The organism is Mesorhizobium sp. L2C066B000, from assembly GCF_000502335.1.
In the GTDB taxonomy this organism is placed as follows: domain Bacteria; phylum Pseudomonadota; class Alphaproteobacteria; order Rhizobiales; family Rhizobiaceae; genus Mesorhizobium.
In genome coordinates, this window is sequence record NZ_AYWZ01000004.1 from 75,153 (window position 1) to 90,899 (window position 15,747).

15 protein-coding genes and 3 pseudogenes are annotated in these 15,747 nt (G+C 63.2%); 12 read left to right on the forward strand and 6 right to left on the reverse strand.

What is annotated here, in order from left to right:
- Nucleotides 1-21 precede the first annotated feature (21 nt).
- The 6 genes from X733_RS153450 (at nucleotide 22) to X733_RS153425 (ending at nucleotide 5,771) form a co-directional block, all read left to right on the forward strand.
- A complete protein-coding gene (locus tag X733_RS153450) occupies nucleotides 22-1,269 on the forward strand; it encodes a sugar ABC transporter substrate-binding protein (protein ID WP_023818552.1) in 1,248 nt (415 codons plus the stop codon).
- Between the two features lie 140 nt (nucleotides 1,270-1,409).
- Nucleotides 1,410-2,306: a sugar ABC transporter permease gene (locus tag X733_RS153445; RefSeq protein WP_023818553.1), complete on the forward strand. Its 897-nt coding sequence runs from the start codon at nucleotides 1,410-1,412 to the stop codon at nucleotides 2,304-2,306.
- A gap of 4 nt (nucleotides 2,307-2,310) precedes the next feature.
- Nucleotides 2,311-3,153, forward strand: coding sequence for a carbohydrate ABC transporter permease (locus X733_RS153440; protein WP_023818554.1), 843 nt, complete (start codon nucleotides 2,311-2,313; stop codon nucleotides 3,151-3,153).
- A gap of 38 nt (nucleotides 3,154-3,191) precedes the next feature.
- A complete protein-coding gene (locus X733_RS153435) occupies nucleotides 3,192-4,013 on the forward strand; it encodes a sugar phosphate isomerase/epimerase (protein WP_023818555.1) in 822 nt (273 codons plus the stop codon).
- 4 nt (nucleotides 4,014-4,017) lie between these two features.
- Complete coding sequence (locus X733_RS153430) at nucleotides 4,018-4,743, forward strand: ribulose-phosphate 3-epimerase (RefSeq protein WP_031193227.1); 726 nt, start codon at nucleotides 4,018-4,020, stop codon at nucleotides 4,741-4,743.
- The gene (locus tag X733_RS153425) at nucleotides 4,743-5,771 is read left to right on the forward strand and encodes an ROK family protein (RefSeq protein ID WP_023818557.1); all 1,029 of its coding nucleotides are present in this window, start codon (nucleotides 4,743-4,745) and stop codon (nucleotides 5,769-5,771) included. Before X733_RS153430 ends, X733_RS153425 begins: the two co-directional genes overlap by 1 nt.
- Nucleotides 5,772-5,848: 77 nt before the next feature.
- Here the strand turns inward: X733_RS153425 and X733_RS153420 are convergent, their stop codons facing one another.
- From X733_RS153420 to X733_RS153410, 3 genes are all read right to left on the reverse strand, one after another.
- Complete coding sequence (locus tag X733_RS153420; RefSeq protein WP_023818558.1) at nucleotides 5,849-6,184, reverse strand: hypothetical protein; 336 nt, start codon at nucleotides 6,182-6,184, stop codon at nucleotides 5,849-5,851.
- Between the two features lie 78 nt (nucleotides 6,185-6,262).
- Nucleotides 6,263-6,538 carry a hypothetical protein gene (locus X733_RS153415; RefSeq protein WP_023729215.1) on the reverse strand — a complete coding sequence of 92 codons (276 nt, stop codon included), beginning with the start codon at nucleotides 6,536-6,538 and terminating at the stop codon, nucleotides 6,263-6,265.
- 96 nt (nucleotides 6,539-6,634) lie between these two features.
- The gene (locus X733_RS153410) at nucleotides 6,635-7,546 is read right to left on the reverse strand and encodes a LysR family transcriptional regulator (protein WP_023818559.1); all 912 of its coding nucleotides are present in this window, start codon (nucleotides 7,544-7,546) and stop codon (nucleotides 6,635-6,637) included.
- 102 nt (nucleotides 7,547-7,648) lie between these two features.
- Between X733_RS153410 and X733_RS153405 the strand changes: the two genes are divergently transcribed.
- The 3 genes from X733_RS153405 to X733_RS153395 all read left to right on the forward strand — a co-directional run bounded on the left by X733_RS153405 (nucleotide 7,649) and on the right by X733_RS153395 (nucleotide 9,846).
- On the forward strand, nucleotides 7,649-8,287 hold the full coding sequence (locus X733_RS153405) for a DsbA family protein (protein WP_023818560.1): 639 nt from the start codon (nucleotides 7,649-7,651) through the stop codon (nucleotides 8,285-8,287).
- 52 nt (nucleotides 8,288-8,339) lie between these two features.
- Nucleotides 8,340-8,948, forward strand: a complete 609-nt coding sequence (locus X733_RS153400) for an NAD(P)-dependent oxidoreductase (RefSeq protein WP_023738386.1) — start codon at nucleotides 8,340-8,342, stop codon at nucleotides 8,946-8,948.
- A 166-nt stretch (nucleotides 8,949-9,114) separates the two neighbouring features.
- On the forward strand, nucleotides 9,115-9,846 hold the full coding sequence (locus tag X733_RS153395; RefSeq protein WP_023818561.1) for an SDR family oxidoreductase: 732 nt from the start codon (nucleotides 9,115-9,117) through the stop codon (nucleotides 9,844-9,846).
- On the opposite strand, the pseudogene X733_RS1000000167925 reads toward X733_RS153395, so the two are convergent.
- Both X733_RS1000000167925 and X733_RS01000000166150 read right to left on the reverse strand, forming a co-directional pair.
- Nucleotides 9,797-10,274: pseudogene (locus tag X733_RS1000000167925) on the reverse strand (LysR family transcriptional regulator substrate-binding protein). The gene X733_RS153395 and the pseudogene X733_RS1000000167925 sit on opposite strands and share 50 nt — an antisense overlap.
- A 56-nt stretch (nucleotides 10,275-10,330) precedes the next feature.
- Nucleotides 10,331-10,921, reverse strand: a pseudogene (locus X733_RS01000000166150) (LysR family transcriptional regulator); the annotation flags it as partial.
- Nucleotides 10,922-11,101: 180 nt separating this feature from the next.
- Here X733_RS01000000166150 and X733_RS153390 point away from each other — a divergent pair.
- Entirely contained in the window at nucleotides 11,102-12,010 is a 909-nt protein-coding gene (locus tag X733_RS153390) for a dihydrodipicolinate synthase family protein (RefSeq protein ID WP_023818562.1), read from the forward strand.
- A gap of 168 nt (nucleotides 12,011-12,178) precedes the next feature.
- Here the strand turns inward: X733_RS153390 and X733_RS153385 are convergent, their stop codons facing one another.
- Nucleotides 12,179-12,571, reverse strand: coding sequence for a serine protease (locus X733_RS153385; protein WP_081740637.1), 393 nt, complete (start codon nucleotides 12,569-12,571; stop codon nucleotides 12,179-12,181).
- Here X733_RS153385 and X733_RS153380 point away from each other — a divergent pair.
- Nucleotides 12,528-13,571: pseudogene (locus X733_RS153380) on the forward strand (ABC transporter ATP-binding protein); the annotation flags it as partial. The gene X733_RS153385 and the pseudogene X733_RS153380 overlap by 44 nt on opposite strands.
- Nucleotides 13,571-15,457, forward strand: a complete 1,887-nt coding sequence (locus X733_RS153375; RefSeq protein ID WP_023818565.1) for an ABC transporter ATP-binding protein — start codon at nucleotides 13,571-13,573, stop codon at nucleotides 15,455-15,457. The pseudogene X733_RS153380 and the gene X733_RS153375, both read left to right, overlap by 1 nt.
- Nucleotides 15,458-15,747: the final 290 nt, after the last annotated feature.

Here is a 15,747-nt window from a genome sequence, read left to right on the forward strand (position 1 = left end):
ATCTTGAAGAAGGAGGAGAAAATGATGTTTCGGATACGACCCGCGATGCTGAAAATAGCCGCGGCCGCATGGTTGCTTGGTGCAACCGGCGCCATGGCGGAGACGACGCTGGAATTCACCCAATGGTGGGAGCCCGAATTGCCGGCGGGATCGCTCAGGGCAATCATGAACGACTTCGAGGCTGCAAACCCCGGCATCAAGGTGACGCTGGTCAGCGGTCCCTATGCGACCACGCGAGACCAGATCTCGGTCGGCGCCGCAACCGGAACGCTCAGCGACGTCGTCGGTCTCGACGGCGCCTGGGTGAACAATCTGAACGCGCAGGGTGCGCTAGCCGACATGAACCCGATGATGGATGCGAGCGGGTTCGACAAGACCCAGGTCGCGGATATCATCAAGGTGGACGGCAAGGCGGTGATGTTTCCCGTGGCTTCGTTCGTCTATCCGGTCTTCGTCAATCTGGACCTCGCCGCCCAGGCAGGCGTCACCAAGCTGCCGTCGACCCGCGCGGAGTTTCTCGAAGCCGCCAAGAAGATGACCCATGCCGACAAGAACCAGTATGGCTGGGTGCTGCCGCTGTCGCTGCAAACGCCGTCCGGTGTCCAGAACGACCTGATGTCGTGGGTCTGGGCCTCGGGTCAATCGATGATGGTTGAAGGCAAGCCGGCTCTCGAGGGCAAGCCGGTCGTCGATATGCTCACCTTCGTCAAATCGCTGAACGACGCCGGCGTCATCTCGCCCGGCATTGCCACTAAGACCGAGCAGGAAAAGGTCGAGGAATTCGTCAACGATCGGGTCGGAATGATGATCGACTCGCTCGCGCATGTGAATCTCATCCGCAAACGCAATCCCAAGCTGAACTTCGACCTCATCCCGGTCCCAGTCGTGGCGGACTACAACGGCAAGCGCGGCCTTCCCTATGCCTCCTGGGGCATCGGCATCTCTGCCGCCTCGAAACATCAGGATGAAGCCTGGAAGCTCGTCCAATATCTGATGAGTGAAAAGGTGAATGCCAAGCTCGTGTCGCTTGCAAACGCCTTCCCGGGGAACGTCAACGCCAAGCCCGATTTCGTGACCTCGGACAAGGCTTTCGCCAAGGCTTTCGAAATCTTCAAGACCGGCTATCTCGCCAACGAGTTCACGGGCCTGCCGGTGGCTGAAGACCTGATGACCCAGTTCGACGTGGAGGCTCAGAAGATGCTTGCCGGCGAGCAGTCTCCGGAACAAGCCGCAACCAACGCTCAAAAGGGCTGGATGGCGAAATTCTGAGCGGCCCATTGCCCGTTTGCTATCGTCCACCGGGTGGCCCGGCCTCGGCCAGGCCACCCGTCAACAACGGATCGGCAATTTGAGATGGACCTGTTTTTGAAGCGCACCTTCCTCTTGAAGGCACATCCCAGGGGTCGCACATGACCGGGCAGAAGCGCTCCCACCATCGACTGAAACGAGCGGTCGCACCCTATCTCTATCTGTCACCCTCGCTCCTCATAATCGGCCTTCTGATGCTGCTGCCGATGGTGACGGTGATTGGCTATTCGTTCCAGAACAGCGCGGTGCTGCGTCGCGACCCGTCCTTTGCCGGATTGAAACACTACCAGGCGATCTTTGCCGATCCGGTGTTCTGGGCCTCGCTGTGGCACACGCTCTACTTCACCTGCATGAGTGTCGTCTTCCATATGACCATCGGCATGGTCTTCGCACTCATGCTGAACAGCGACCGCATCAATCCGACTCTGCGCAACATTCTGCGCGTGCTCTATATACTGCCCTGGCTGTTCACCGCGGTGATTATCGCGGTGATCTGGCGCCTGCTGCTCGAGCCGAACGGTGTCGTCAACAGCGTTCTCATGCAGATGGGCATCATCGGTTCCAAGGTCGAGTGGTTTTCCTCGCCCGCGACCGCGCTGCACGCCGTCACCTTCGCCAATATCTGGGCGGGCTACCCGCTTTTCATGGTCAGCCTGCTCGCAGGCTTGCAGGGCATTCCCAAGGATTTCTACGAGGCCGCCGATATCGACGGCGCGAAGGCCTACCAAAAGCTGATCTTCATCACCATTCCGCAGCTGATGCCGATCATCATCAGCATCTCGCTGCTCGACTTCATCTGGACCATGCAGGTCTTTCCATTGATCTGGATAACGACGGGTGGCGGTCCGATCTACTCGACCGAGGTCCTCAGCACCTACACGTACAAGCTGGCGTTTTCGAGCTACAACCTGTCGCAGGCCTCGGCGAGCGCCGTGGTCATCCTGCTGATCTCTCTCGGCCTGACGCTGTTCTACATCCGCTATCAAAAGGCTCGGTAGTCACATGAGGAAAAGGCACACGCCGAAAGACAGGCTGATCACCGCCGCGCTTCATGTCGCGCTTGCCGCAGGGCTCTTTTTCGCTGCCTTCCCGATCTACTGGATGCTGAGCAGCTCGTTCAAGTCGAATACCGAAATATTCGCCCTGCCACCAACCGTCCTGCCGAAGGCCTTCACACTGGAAGCGTATGCGGCCATCCTTGGTGATCCGGTAAAGCTGCGCTTCTTCTTCAACAGCTACTTCGTGGCTGGAGCGGTGACCGTGCTGACGGTGCTGATCGCCTTGCTGGCGGCCTATGGGTTCAGCCGTTTCAATTTTCGCGGCAAGGGCAGCCTCAACACGCTCATCATCAGCACGCAGACGATCCCGCCGATCACGCTTTTGATCCCGTTCTTCGGGCTTGTCGTCTCGTATGGCATCTTCGACACCTATGTCGCGCTGATCCTGACCTATCTGGTGTTTACGCTGCCTTATGCGATCCTGCTGATGACGGGATATCTGAACACCTTGCCGCGCGACCTCGATGAAGCGGTGGCTGTCGACGGCGGCACCAGTTGGACCGCACTGTGGCGGGTGATCGTTCCGATTTCACTGCCTGGTATCGTGGCGACGTCGGTCTACACCTTCCTGTTGTGCTGGAACGAATTTCTCTTTGCGCTGACACTGACGAAGTCGACGTCCATGCGCACCGTCCCGATCGGCATCCAGTTGTTGATGGGGCAACACGCCTTCGAATGGAACCAGATGATGGCGATGAGCGTGCTCGGCTCGCTGCCGCTCCTGGTCATCTACCTGGTTGCCCAGAAGTTCTTCCTCGCCGGCATGACCGCAGGCTCAGTCAAGTAGGATGTCCCTCCAACGAGGTGGAATCAAGGAATGAAAGGATGACCGTGAAAGACCTGAAAGTCGGCTGCCAGACCTTTACCTGGGAAATGCTGGGCGACCGCTTCGCCGGCGGCCCGGACGATCTGCTCAAGGCGATCGCCGATGGCGGCTATGCCGGCATCGAGATCACCGACACGATGATCGGCCGCTATGCCGGCAAGCCAACGGAGTTCGGCGCCGCGCTGAAGTCATCCGGGCTGACGCTCGTCTCCTTCGCCTTCGGCTCCAAGAGCGGTTTCACGCTCAGGGATGAGATCGGCGCCGAGCTCGATACCGCCAAACGCTGGATCGACTTCGCCGCCGCCTTTCCCGGCGCGCTGGTGTCGATGGGCTCGGCCACGATCGTTTCCGACGGGCCGCGCGACGACAAGTTTGCCATCGCCGCCGGGGTCTACAACAAAGCCGGCGAGCTCGGGCGCGAGGCCGGCGTCCAGGTCGCGGTGCATCCAAGCTCGCATCACAACACGCTGCTGTTCGACCGCGCCGACTACGACCGCATCTTCGGGCTGCTCGACGCCTCGCTGGTGGGCTGGGTGCCCGACACTGGCCACATCTTGCGCGGTGGCCAGGACATGGCGGATACGCTCACCACTTATCGCGACCGCATCCGCTATGTGCATCTGAAGGATGTCGACGCGAATGGAACCTGGGCGATGCTCGGCAAGGGCGTCTGTGACACGGCGAAGGTGATCGAGATCGCTGGTGCTGCACCCAATTTCAACGGCTGGCTGGTGCTGGAGGAAGAGTCCGAAACGGCCGCCGCCGACCCTGCCGGCGCCGTCAAAACCAACCGCCAGACAATGCGCGGCTACGGAGCCTGAGACGATGACGACGAACAAGCCCCTGTCCGGCCCCGCCGCAATTGCCGCCCTGCCGCGCAACCGGCTTATCGGCGAGTTTTCGCTGTGGTCGGCCGACCTCGCCAATATGGAGCGCGATTTGAAGCGCATCGAGACCCATGCCGATGTCCATCATATCGACGTCGCCGATGCCCGCTTCACCCCTGGCTTCCTGTTCTTCCCGGACCTGGTGGCGCACATCGCCAAGCTCACCGCAAAGCCTATCCATGTCCATTTGATGGTCGAAGCCGAGATCGTCGAGGAACAGACGCGCCAGTTCATCGAGGCCGGCGCCGACCTGATCAGTGTGCACGCCGAAAACGGCGAGACCGGTCTGCGCGCCGCGAAACTGGCGCGTGAACTCGGGGCCGAGGCCGGCGTGGTGCTGCGGCTGGAAACACCGGTCGCGGCCGTCACGCCCTTCCTGCCGGAAGTGGCGTTCGTGACGCTGCTCGGCACTTCCATCGGCGTCAAGGGCCAAAGCCTGTCGGAGCAGGCGTGTCCGCGCCTGATCGAGGCGCGCGTGCTGATGCGCAAAGCCGGCCGCGAGGCCGACATCGTGCTCGCCGCCGATGGCGGCATCCGCCACGAGACCGTGCCCTCACTGCGCGCCGCAGGTGCGGAGACCGTGGTGCTGGGCTCGCTGGCCTTCGGCGATCCCGACATTGCCCGGCGCATGGCCTGGCTGCACGGGCTGGAGGTCGCCGCCTGATGACCAAGCTTGCGCTGGCCTTCGATCTCGGCGGCACGGCGCTGCGCGGTGCGCTGGTCGAAAGCGATGGCCGCATCGTCGCGCATGCTTCAGCGCCGACGCTTGCCGGTGCGGGATCCGAGGCGGTGATCGGCCAGATCGTCGCTCTGGCAGGCACGCTGCTTAGGGAACACCCGCAGGCAAACGTCGCCGGCATCGGCGTCGGCGCGCCGGGACCGCTCGACCCCAAGGCGGGCATCGTGATCGCGCCGCCAACGCTGGCCGGCTGGCATGATGTGCCGCTGATCGACATTCTGGGGCAGCATTTCGGCCTGCCGGTGCGGCTGGAAAACGACGCCAATGCGGCGGCGCTCGGCGAATGGCGTTTTGGCGCCGGACGCGGCAGCGGATCGCTGGTGTTCGTGACCGTATCGACCGGCATTGGCGGCGGCGTTGTCGCCGATGGCCACATCTATCACGGCAGGCGCGGACTGGCGGCTGAGATCGGCCACATGACCATCACCGGTGAAGGCGACCGCTGCTTTTGCGGCGCCATCGGCTGCTTCGAGGCCGTTGCCTCCGGAACCGCGCTCGGCCGCCGCGCCACGCGACTGACCGCGCCGGGCGACGGCTCGCTCTTACGACGGCTGTCATATGACGGCGACGTCTCGGCCAGGCATGTCGTAGAGGCTGCCAAGGCCGGCGACGCCAACGCTCTCGACCTGATCGAGGCGGAAGCACAATGGCTGGGCATCGGCTTCACCAACCTGCTTCATCTCTATTCGCCCGATCTGATTGTCATGGGAGGCGGCCTTTCCAACGGGTTCGACCTTCTGGCACCGTCGATCAGAGCGGTCATCCAGCAGCGGGCGATGCCGGCCTATCGCGACGTGCCGATCGTGCAGGCTGAACTCGGCGACCGCGCCGGGCTGATCGGCGCCGCCAGCCTGATCCTGTGGGAAGGCGAACCGGGTGCGCCGCTGGCGATGGCGCAGGACGACAAGGACAGAGGCGCGACCGCCGATGCCACGGAGGCACGCCATGGCTGAACTCGAGCTGCGCGGCGCGCGCGAAGATGGTGAATGGTCCAGTTTGAATGCAGCGCCAAGGTCCCCGAAGAGGACCCCTACCCTTCGCGATTCCAGCTGGCGTATTTTCGGATCGTTTGCCGCTTGTCTTCCGACAAGCCAACAAGGAGATTCTCCTCGAGATAGGCTTGCCGGATGAGATTGGTGAAGACCTGTATTAGCTGTGAATACTGATAGTCGAACATCTGGTCGATCTTCCGTCGCTGCTGCCGCAGAAAGTCTTCGACATCCCATATTTCGGAAGGCGTTGCCGCAACGTGGGCCCTGCTCTTGAGTTCAGCCAACGTCTTGTCGAGCGTCACCTTCAGCGCTGCGTCATAGGCAGTGCGGGCGACTTTCTTTTCGGACGGAGACCATTTCTCACCAGCGGTCATCGACTGTCTCTATCGTGTTCGCGGCGGCGTCAGCCGGTAAAACCTGCGACGCAGGACAACCCCGCCGTTGGGACCAATCTACTTTCCGCAATGGTGATCGTTGACCTTGTTCAGCGCATTCGCGTCCGGCCCGACCCGGTCGTAAGAGCACGGGCCGGCCGCCGTGGTGATCAGCATTTTGTCATAGTAGCGCGGGCCGCCGAACAGGGCGTAGATGAGGTCGCGATGGGCGGGGACGTAGCGTTCGGGTTCTGGCTGACGATGGCGATGCTTGTCCTTGGCGACAGCCGCTGTGGACAGGCTGCAGCCGACAGCGAGAGCGAGCATGCAGGTCGCAAAGATCTTGGTGGTCATCGGCAGTACCCCTTCTGACGGTTCGGAATCGCAGCATATCCAAAAGCGCCTGCCGAACAAAGGTTCCCTCGCCGGCGTTGCCGGCCGGTGCCGAAATCAGCCCGCACTGCGCGCGCGCCGCCGTTCGGCTGCAACCAGGAGGTCGACGAAAGCGCGCACCTTGGCCGGCCTGAAGCGCGCCGGCGGGAAGACGGCATGGATGCCACCGGACGGCAAGGTCCAGTCCGCGAACACCCGCACCAGCCGGCCGCGCGCAATGTCGTCGGCGACACTGTAATCCGGAAAGATGCCGAGGCCGATGCCGGCCAGCACGCAGGACAGCACGCCTGGTGTCTTGTCGCAGCTGACGACGGGGTTGAGTTCGGCCAGCACCGTTTCCGTGCCCCTCGAGAACAGCCATTGGCCGACCCCGCGCAACTGGGCGTTGCCGACCCAGGGCAGCGACTTCGCCTGCCTGGGGCTGGCTTCCCCAGGCAGCCTGGCGGCCAGTTCCGGGCTGGCGACGACGAATTGCTGCAGGCTGCCCAGCCGCCGTGCCAGATTGCTGGAATCGGCAAGCCAGCCGACGCGGATGCCGAGATCGATCTGCTCGTCGACCAGGTTGCTGACCGCATCGTCGAAGATCGTCTCGACCCGCATTTTCGGATATTTTCTGAGATAGGCGGCGATGGTCGGCGCCACGACCTTCTCGCCATAGTCGAGCGGCGCCGTCAGCCGCAGCGTCCCCGTCGGCTGCGCCGCGCGCTGCGAAATGTCGCCATAGGCTGCCTCCGCCTCGCGCAGGATGATCGCGGTCCGGTCATAGAACAGACGACCCTCTTCGGTCGCCGTCACGCGCCGGGTCGTGCGCCGCAACAGCGTAGCGCCAAGCTCTTCTTCGAGCTTGCCGACCTGATGGCTGACCACAGCCTTGGCAACATCGAGACGGTCGGCAGCGGCCGTGAACGAGCCGGTCTCCACCACGGTGGCGAAGTAAACGAGCCGGTTGAGATTGAGGAGTTCGGTCACAGGCCGCTCATTGTCTGATTTTATCAGACAGTTTGTATGATTGATCGCTATTTTTCGCAAGCGGTCCAGCTGTCATCTATCGGGCAACAGAATGAGGCCGCCATGACCAATGCAACCCTAACCTATCTTTTCGACCCGCTCTGCGGCTGGTGCTATGGCGCCACGCCGATGCTGGATCGACTGGCCGCCGGCGGGACCGCGCTCCAACTGCTGCCGGTGGGGCTTTTCTCCGGTGCCGGCGCGCGGCCGCTGGATGCAGGTTTTGCCGCCCACGCCTGGGACAATGACCAGCGCATCGCGCGGCTGAGCGGACAGCGCTTCAGCCAGGCCTATCTCGACAATGTGCTCAATGTCAGCGGCACCTTGCTCGATTCTTCCGCTGCCACCATGGGCGTCAACGCCGCCGGGCTGGACGACTGGCGCCAGGAACTTGCGGCACTGAAGGCGATCCAGCATGCCCGCTATGTCGACGGTCGCGATATTGTGACGGTTGACGGCGTCGCCTCGGTACTGACCGACGCCGGCATGAGCGACGCGGCAAAGCTCTTGAAGGCGCCGACGCAGCCGTTTCTGGCGAAGCATGACGACTTGGTCAGCCGCGGGCGGATGTTGTTCCAACGGCTGCATGCCAATGGCGTTCCCGCGCTGGCGGTGATCGGCCAAACGGCGCCGCGCCTGATCGGCGCCAACGCGCTGTTCGGCAGCTACGACAATCTCGTCGCTCACATCGAGGCGGCGTAGTCCCAGAAATTCTCCCCAGACGAAATTCTCCCCAGACGAAAGGAAAATCCCCATGAAAATCGCACTTATCGGCGCGTCCGGCCAGGTCGGCTCCCGCCTGCTTAAGGAACTCTCCGATCGCGGGCACAGCATCACCGCCATTGCCCGGCATCCAGACAAGATCGCGGCACTTCCGGGCGTGATTGCCAAGAAGGGCGACGTCTTCGACAAGGATGGCCTTGCCGCCCTGATCAAGGGTCATGACGCGGTGATCTCCTCGGTGCATTTCCTCGACAGCGATCCCGATACGCTCATCGCAGCCGTGCGTGCTTCCGGCGTCAAACGCTACCTCGTCGTCGGCGGCGCCGGCAGCCTTGAGGTTGCGCCCGGCAAGCGCCTGGTCGACACGCCGACCTTCCCTGATATCTACAAGGCCGAGGCGCAGAAGGGCGCCGACTTCCTCGACACGCTGCGGACGGTCGACGATCTCGACTGGACCTTGCTGTCGCCTTCGGCGCTGTTCGTCGCCGGCGAGCGGACCGGCAAATACCGCATCGGCAAGGACACGCTGCTGACGTCAGACAAAGGCAGCAGCATTTCCTTCGAGGACTATGCCATCGTCATGGCCGACGAGATCGAAAAGCCGGCGCATATCAAGCAGCGCTTTACCGTCGGCTACTGAGCGCACTTCATTGACAGGCGGGCCACTCGACGGAGTGGCCGGCGCCGGTTCCTATCGACGATAGTGCCATCGGAGCCTCCGATGGCACTATCGCTTTCTTCCGTTTCCACTCCTGCCGCCGGTCTGCGAACTCTCGCCCGGAGCGGTTCAGGACAGGAACGGAAACATGGCAGACATCGCAAAATCGAAAATCATTATCGTTGGCGGCAGCTCCGGAATGGGGCTGGCGTTGGCAAGGCGGTGCCTGGTCTCAGGCGCCGAAGTCATCATCGTCGGCCGCAGTGAAGCCAGGCTCAAGCGTGCCGGCGAGGCGCTGCAGAACCCTTCCGGTTTGAGCGCCGTCGCGGCCGATATCGCCAGGGAGGATCAGGTCGCTGACCTGTTCAAGCGAATTGGCCGGCTCGACCATATCGTCAGCACCGCCGCCGACATCGAAGGCGCCTATGAGTTATTGCCTTCAGTCGACCTGAAGGCGGCGCAGCGGGTCGTCGAAAGCAAATTCTACGGGCCGCTGCTGCTCGCCAAGCATGGCGCGCCGCAGCTTTCGGCCAACGGCTCCATCACCTTCACCTCAGGCATTGCCGCCTACCGGCCGGCGGCGCGCGGCTCGGTCGTTGCCGCTGTCAACGCTGCGCTGGAAGGGTTGGTGCGGGCGCTGGCGGTCGAACTGGCGCCGGTCCGTGTCAACGCCGTCTCGCCGGGCTGGGTCGACACGCCGATCTGGAGTTTTGTGGCCGGCGACAAGAAGGGCGAGACGCTCGATGCAATGGCCAGGCGCCTGCCGGTCGGCCGCGTCGGACAGCCGGACGACATTGCCGATGCCATCGCCTTTCTGATGGGCAACGGTTTTACGACAGGGACGGTTCTGCATGTCGAGGGCGGTCACCGGCTGATCTGAGCGCAGCGAAATTCCTGGCCGCGGCCGCCAGCAGTTTCAGCGCCGGCGGCTGAACCCGCCGGCGGCGCCAGATCATGACCAGCGACGCCGTGCGGGCCGGACCCGGCCACGGCAATTCGACGATCTCGCCGCGATCGAGCGCGTCGGCAACGGCCAGCCGCGGCACCAGGCCCATGCCGACACCAGTCGCCACCAGGCCCGCAATGGCGCCGATGCTGCCGACTTCGGCGGCAAGTTCTGGCGCTGCCATCTCGGCAAAGGCAGTGTCGAACAGATGCCGGTAGACGCATCCGGTTTTCCGTCACCACGAAACGCATCGCGGCGAGCGCGGCCAGGTCGCTCTGCCCCGATGCGGGCGCATGTTCGGGTGAGGCGACAAGGACCAGCGGCTCGGCCGATATCGTGCGCCGGGCCAGGCGTTCATCCAGACCGCCTTTGTCGAAACAGAAGGCGACGTCGATCTCGCCTTCTTCGAGCTGCCGCAGCAGNGGACCAGCGGCTCGGCCGATATCGTGCGCCGGGCCAGGCGTTCATCCAGACCGCCTTTGTCGAAACAGAAGGCGACGTCGATCTCGCCTTCTTCGAGCTGCCGCAGCAGGGCATCGCTGCCGGCGATTTTGAGCCGCAGACCGATCTCCGGGTGGTCGCCTCGAAAGGCCGCCAGCCATTGCGGAAGTTTGACAGTGGCAATCGTCTCCAGCGCGCCGACCGTAACCGTTCCGGCGGTCATTCCCGTCGTTGCCTCGACCGCAATACGCGCCTCCTCCGCCAGTTGCAGAATCTCTTCCGCATAAGGTTTCAGCGCGTCGCCGGCCGTCGTCAGGTCGAGGCCGTGGCGCGAGCGGATGAAGAGGACGACGCCAAGTTCGCTTTCCAGCGACTGGATCTGGTCGCTGACGCTCGACTGCGCCAGATGAACCTCCCGCGCTGCACGGGTGATATTACGGTGCCGCGCCACGGCGAGGAAGGTCTTGAGCAATCGTGGGTGCATGCCGTTTCCGGATCTGTCTCTGTTCGACATTTCGGGCTTGGCTGGTCCACTTGCAACCCTGGTCCATTTGCAACCCCGGTCCATTTGCAACCCATTGACGCCGGCGTCATCTGGTTGCGGCAGACCGAAGGGCCAGAATTTCGCGGCAATGACCCGCAAGTTTTCCCACGGCCGGCGCGGTGGCCCAAGAGATCGCCTCTGGCAGATCGCATCGCACGTATGCTCTATGCCAAGCTGATTTCCAGCACCGATGGAAGGACCGACATGCCCCGCCCGCAAGGAACCATCGCCCCGATCCTGACGCCGTTCGAGAACGATGGCCGCATTGCCCGTGACCTGTGGATCTCACATGCCAAATGGGTGCTGGGCCAGGGCGCCCATTTGCTGTCGCCGTTCGGCACCACGGGCGAGGCACTGTCGCTCTCGCTCGACGAGCGCATGCAGGCGCTGGAATGGCTGGTTGCATCAGGCATTTCGCCGGGGCGCATGATGCCCGGCACCGGCGTCACCGCACTGCCCGAAACCGTCGAACTGTCGAAGCACGCGGTCGGCCTCGGCTGCGCCGCCGTGATGGTGCTGCCATCGTTCTTCTACACGGCCGCCGGGGACGATGGCCAGGCGCGCTACTACAGCGAGCTGATCGAAAGGGTGGCCAACCCGGCGCTGAAGATGATCCTCTACCACATCCCGCAGAACTCCGGCGTGCCGGTAAGCCCTGCCCTGACCGCCCGGTTGAGCGCGGCGTTTCCAGAGACGGTCGTCGCCTACAAGGATAGCGCCGGCGACTGGAACAACACGGCGGCGGTGATTGCCGCCGCACCCGACGTCGCGGTGTTCCCCAGCTCGGAGGCGCAACTGACCAAGGGGCTCGCCAGTGGTGCTGCGGGCTGTATCTCCGCGACCGTCAATCTCAACGCTGCGGCCATCCGCGCCCTCTACGACGCGACGATCGCTGGCCAAGACGTCACGGAAGCGGACGCCGCGATCAGGGCGTTCCGCAAGGTGATCCAGGATGCAGGCCTGATCCCGGCAATGAAGGCCGTGCTGGCGGTGCGCTCCGGCGACAAACGCTGGCTGAACCTGCGCGCCCCGCACCAGAATGCAACGCTGGAAAGCGGCAAGGCGCTGCTCACGGCGCTCGGTCCCGCAGCCGATCATATTGGCCGCAACTGAGGCTCAGCACAGCGTCGAACCGCCACCGAGCGCCACGACAGCCAACGTCCGTCCCGATTTCGTGGAGTAACGTGCCGAGTGAAGCCCGGATTGTCTCCTCACAATGGAGCCGCTTTGTTCTACACAAACCGAGGCAGGATTCGCGCAACGGCATGACAACCGGATCGCTTATCCCAGGCCAGCTTTGAAAGCCCGGCAGATCGATCCCATGGAGATGCCTTCATTGGCAGAATAAACCCCCGCCTTGCCGTCTAGCGGCGATGCGTTCTCGACATATTTGTGATGGATGCCCACGACTTTCCAATTGCGATTGAACACCGGGCTGCCTGAGCTGCCATTGTCGGTCGGCGATCGATAGTGCATGCGCTGCGGCTTTGCTTCCGCCAGAGGCTCGAACGCCACAAGCCGGCCGTCGAGGAACGAAAAAGAAATTTCCTGCCCCAACGGATGGCCAATAACGACCGCGGTTGGATCGGGCGGCATCACCAACGGCAAATCCACCACTTCCAAAGGATCGATGTCGGATACCAGCGCCATGAATTTTTCCTTCCTGGCGGCCATGGGCCTGGTGCTGTGGTTCGGTGGCCAGAAGGTGATCGCGGGCCAGATCAGCGTCGGCACGCTGGCGCAGTTCCTCACCTTCATGACCATCCTGCAGATGCCGGTGCGCCAGCTCGGGCTGATGGTCAACTCGTTCGCCCGCGCCTCGACCTGCGGCACAAGGCTGTTCGAACTGCTTGACGCCGAACTTGACATCGAGGATGCGCCTGATGCCAAGGATCTCGTGGTCACCGAAGGCTTGCTGCGCTTCGACAATGTCGGCTTCCGCTACGCGGGCGCCGGCGGCCGGCCGGCACTGTCGGGCATTTCCTTCGAGGCCCGGTCCGGCGAGACCGTCGGCATTGTCGGCCCGCCGGGCAGCGGCAAGTCGACCATCGCGCATCTGATCCCGCGCTTCTACGATGTGACGTCAGGCGCGATCACCATCGACGGGCAGGATATACGCGAGGTCACGCTGCAATCGTTGCGCAAGGCGGTCGGCGTCGTGCAGCAGGACGCCTTCCTGTTCACCACCTCGATCGAAAACAACATCGCCTATGGAAATCCGTGGGCGCGCGAGACCCGCATCGGGCAGGCGGCTGAATACGCCCAGCTGCACAATTACATCATCGGGCTTCCGGCCGGCTACACCACGGTCGTGGGCGAGCGCGGCTCATCGCTTTCCGGCGGCCAGCGGCAGCGCCTGACCATCGCCCGCACCCTGATGCTGCGGCCTTCGGTGCTGGTCTTCGACGATTCCACCGCGGCTGTCGACGCCGGCACCGAGCAGCGAATCCGCACCGCGATGAAGCGCTTCGCCAAGGACCGCGTGACGCTGATCATCTCGCACCGGCTGAGCTCGCTGATGCATGCCGACCAGATCCTGTTCGTCGAGAATGGCCGCATCGCCGAGCGCGGCACGCACCAGGAATTGCTGGCGCTGGGTGGACGCTACCGCGCGCTTTACGACCTGCAGCTGCGGCCGGACGACGATTTGCCGGTGGCGGTGGGAGCCGCATGATGTCGACACAGAACGACGACCAGAAGGAAGACACCAGCCGGCGGCCCACCAGGGCCGTCGTCGGTTCGCACCGCGACGAGGAAGAGGTCTTCGGCAAGGTCTACGATCCGCGTATCGTGCGCCGCATCTGGAGCTTCGTGAAACCGTATCAGGGCCGGATCTTCATCTCGGTTGCCGCCGTGCTGGTGTTCACGCTGACGCAATTGGCGATCCCGCTGGTCATCCGTTACGCCATCGACCACGGCATGGCCGCTGGCAAGGCCGACAGCTCCGTCATGAACTGGGCGATCGGCGCCTTCGCTCTGATCATCCTGATCAACTATGGCGCCAGCTATGTCCAGGAAAGTGTCGTCGGCAAGGTGGCCGAGAATGTGCTGTCGGATTTGCGCCGCGCCATGTTCAGCCATCTGCAGCGCGTCTCGCTGAGCTTCATGGACAAGACCGAAGTGGGACGGCTGATGTCGCGCCTGCAGGGCGACGTCAATTCCATGCAGGAATTCCTCGAGACGTCGGTCATGTCGGTGGGCGACATCGTGCTGCTGTTCGGCATCGTGAGCGTTCTGTTGTGGCTCGATTTCCGGCTCGGTCTGCTGACGCTGTCGACCATGCCGGCGCTGTTCATCGTGCGCCTGTTCTGGCTGCCGCGCGCCAAGGTCGCCTTCATGGCCGCGCATGAGACCAACTCGATCGCCAATGGCGCGCTGGCGGAAGGCATCCATGGCGTGCGCACTGTGCAGAGTCTCGAACGCCAGCACGTCAATTTCGACCTCTATGACGAGAAGGTGCTGGCCAATCTCAGGGCTCACCTGACCTCGGCCAAATATGCGCAGGTGATGGTGCCGATCGTCGACACGCTGACCGGCATTGCGATGGCGACGGTCATCGTCGTCGGCGGTTCGATGGTGCTGTCGCACAGCCTCGACATCGGCGTCATGGTGGCGTTCCTGTTCTACATCCAGCGCTTCTTCGACCCGATCCGCTCGCTCACCATGCAGTACAGTGTCATGCAGCGCGCCATGGCGTCGGGCCAACGCATCTCCGAAGTGCTGGACGTGCCGGTCGACGTCAGCGACAAACAAGGCGCGGTGGCGCTGACGCGCGACATGGACGGTTCGGTCGAGTTCAGGAACGTCACCTTCGGCTACCGGCAGAACCAGCCGGTGCTGAAAAACATCTCCTTCCGCGTCAATCCGGGCGAGACGGTTGCGCTTGTCGGCCCGACCGGTTCGGGCAAGTCGAGCTGCATGGCGCTGGTGCACCGCTTCTATGATGTCTGGTCGGGCGAGGTGCGGGTCGGCGGCCACGACGTGCGCGACGTGACGCAGGATTCGCTCGGCGACCAGGTGGCGATGGTGTTGCAGGAGCCATTCCTGTTTTCCGGCACGGTGCTGGAGAACATCCGCTACCACAAGACATCGGCTACCCGCGAAGAGGTTGTGCGCGCCGCGCAGGCCGTCGGCGCGCACGACTTCATCGAGCATTTGCCCGATGGCTACGACACCGAGCTCGAACAGCGCGGCGGCAATCTGTCCCTCGGCCAGCGCCAGCTGATCAGTTTCGCCCGGGCGCTGGTCGCCGACGCCAAGATCCTGGTGCTCGACGAGGCCACGGCGAGCATCGATTCCTACACCGAGATGCTGATCCAGAAAGCGCTGGTCACGCTGCTGGAAGGCCGCACCGGGCTGGTCATCGCGCACCGGCTGGCGACCATACGCGGCGCCGATCGCATCATCGTTCTACAGAACGGCGAGATCGTCGAGAGCGGAAATCACGAGCAGCTGATGGCGGCCAAGGGCCTCTATGCCAGGCTCTACAACATGAACTACGCATCGTTCGACGATATTGCCGAGGAAGACATAGGCGCGCCGGCCGGCAAGGCGACGTGAGCTGCTGCCGGTTCAGCTCGACTGGGAATGGTGCGGGGCCAAAACTCGTCGTCGACCAATTCGGCTTCAGATGACGACACGTTTCAGCTCGCCTTCCAGCGTAAGCCCGGCGTCAAGCCTGCCGCGCGTTCAGGTGGAGGAGCGGCCGGCCGCCTAAAGGGCAATCCCGCGTAAATTCTGAATTCTACGCGCCGCCTGGCGCGATGCACGCGCAGCTTGCGCCTGAACCTCAGCAAACGCCGTGATGATGGCTTTCGTTCCTTAGCCGTCGGATGAAAATCGCCGGGGAA

Excerpts from the sequence above, each read along its gene's own strand:
- X733_RS153450 (WP_023818552.1), top strand. The coding sequence starts at position 22 with ATGATGTTTCGGATACGACCCGCGATGCTGAAAATAGCCGCGGCCGCA.
- X733_RS153445 (WP_023818553.1), top strand. The coding sequence starts at position 1,410 with ATGACCGGGCAGAAGCGCTCCCACCATCGACTGAAACGAGCGGTCGCA.
- X733_RS153440 (WP_023818554.1), top strand. The coding sequence starts at position 2,311 with ATGAGGAAAAGGCACACGCCGAAAGACAGGCTGATCACCGCCGCGCTT.
- X733_RS153435 (WP_023818555.1), top strand. The coding sequence starts at position 3,192 with ATGACCGTGAAAGACCTGAAAGTCGGCTGCCAGACCTTTACCTGGGAA.
- X733_RS153430 (WP_031193227.1), top strand. The coding sequence starts at position 4,018 with ATGACGACGAACAAGCCCCTGTCCGGCCCCGCCGCAATTGCCGCCCTG.
- X733_RS153425 (WP_023818557.1), top strand. The coding sequence starts at position 4,743 with ATGACCAAGCTTGCGCTGGCCTTCGATCTCGGCGGCACGGCGCTGCGC.
- X733_RS153420 (WP_023818558.1), bottom strand. The coding sequence starts at position 6,184 with ATGACCGCTGGTGAGAAATGGTCTCCGTCCGAAAAGAAAGTCGCCCGC.
- X733_RS153415 (WP_023729215.1), bottom strand. The coding sequence starts at position 6,538 with ATGACCACCAAGATCTTTGCGACCTGCATGCTCGCTCTCGCTGTCGGC.
- X733_RS153405 (WP_023818560.1), top strand. The coding sequence starts at position 7,649 with ATGACCAATGCAACCCTAACCTATCTTTTCGACCCGCTCTGCGGCTGG.
- X733_RS153400 (WP_023738386.1), top strand. The coding sequence starts at position 8,340 with ATGAAAATCGCACTTATCGGCGCGTCCGGCCAGGTCGGCTCCCGCCTG.
- X733_RS153395 (WP_023818561.1), top strand. The coding sequence starts at position 9,115 with ATGGCAGACATCGCAAAATCGAAAATCATTATCGTTGGCGGCAGCTCC.
- X733_RS153390 (WP_023818562.1), top strand. The coding sequence starts at position 11,102 with ATGCCCCGCCCGCAAGGAACCATCGCCCCGATCCTGACGCCGTTCGAG.
- X733_RS153385 (WP_081740637.1), bottom strand. The coding sequence starts at position 12,571 with ATGGCCGCCAGGAAGGAAAAATTCATGGCGCTGGTATCCGACATCGAT.
- X733_RS153375 (WP_023818565.1), top strand. The coding sequence starts at position 13,571 with ATGTCGACACAGAACGACGACCAGAAGGAAGACACCAGCCGGCGGCCC.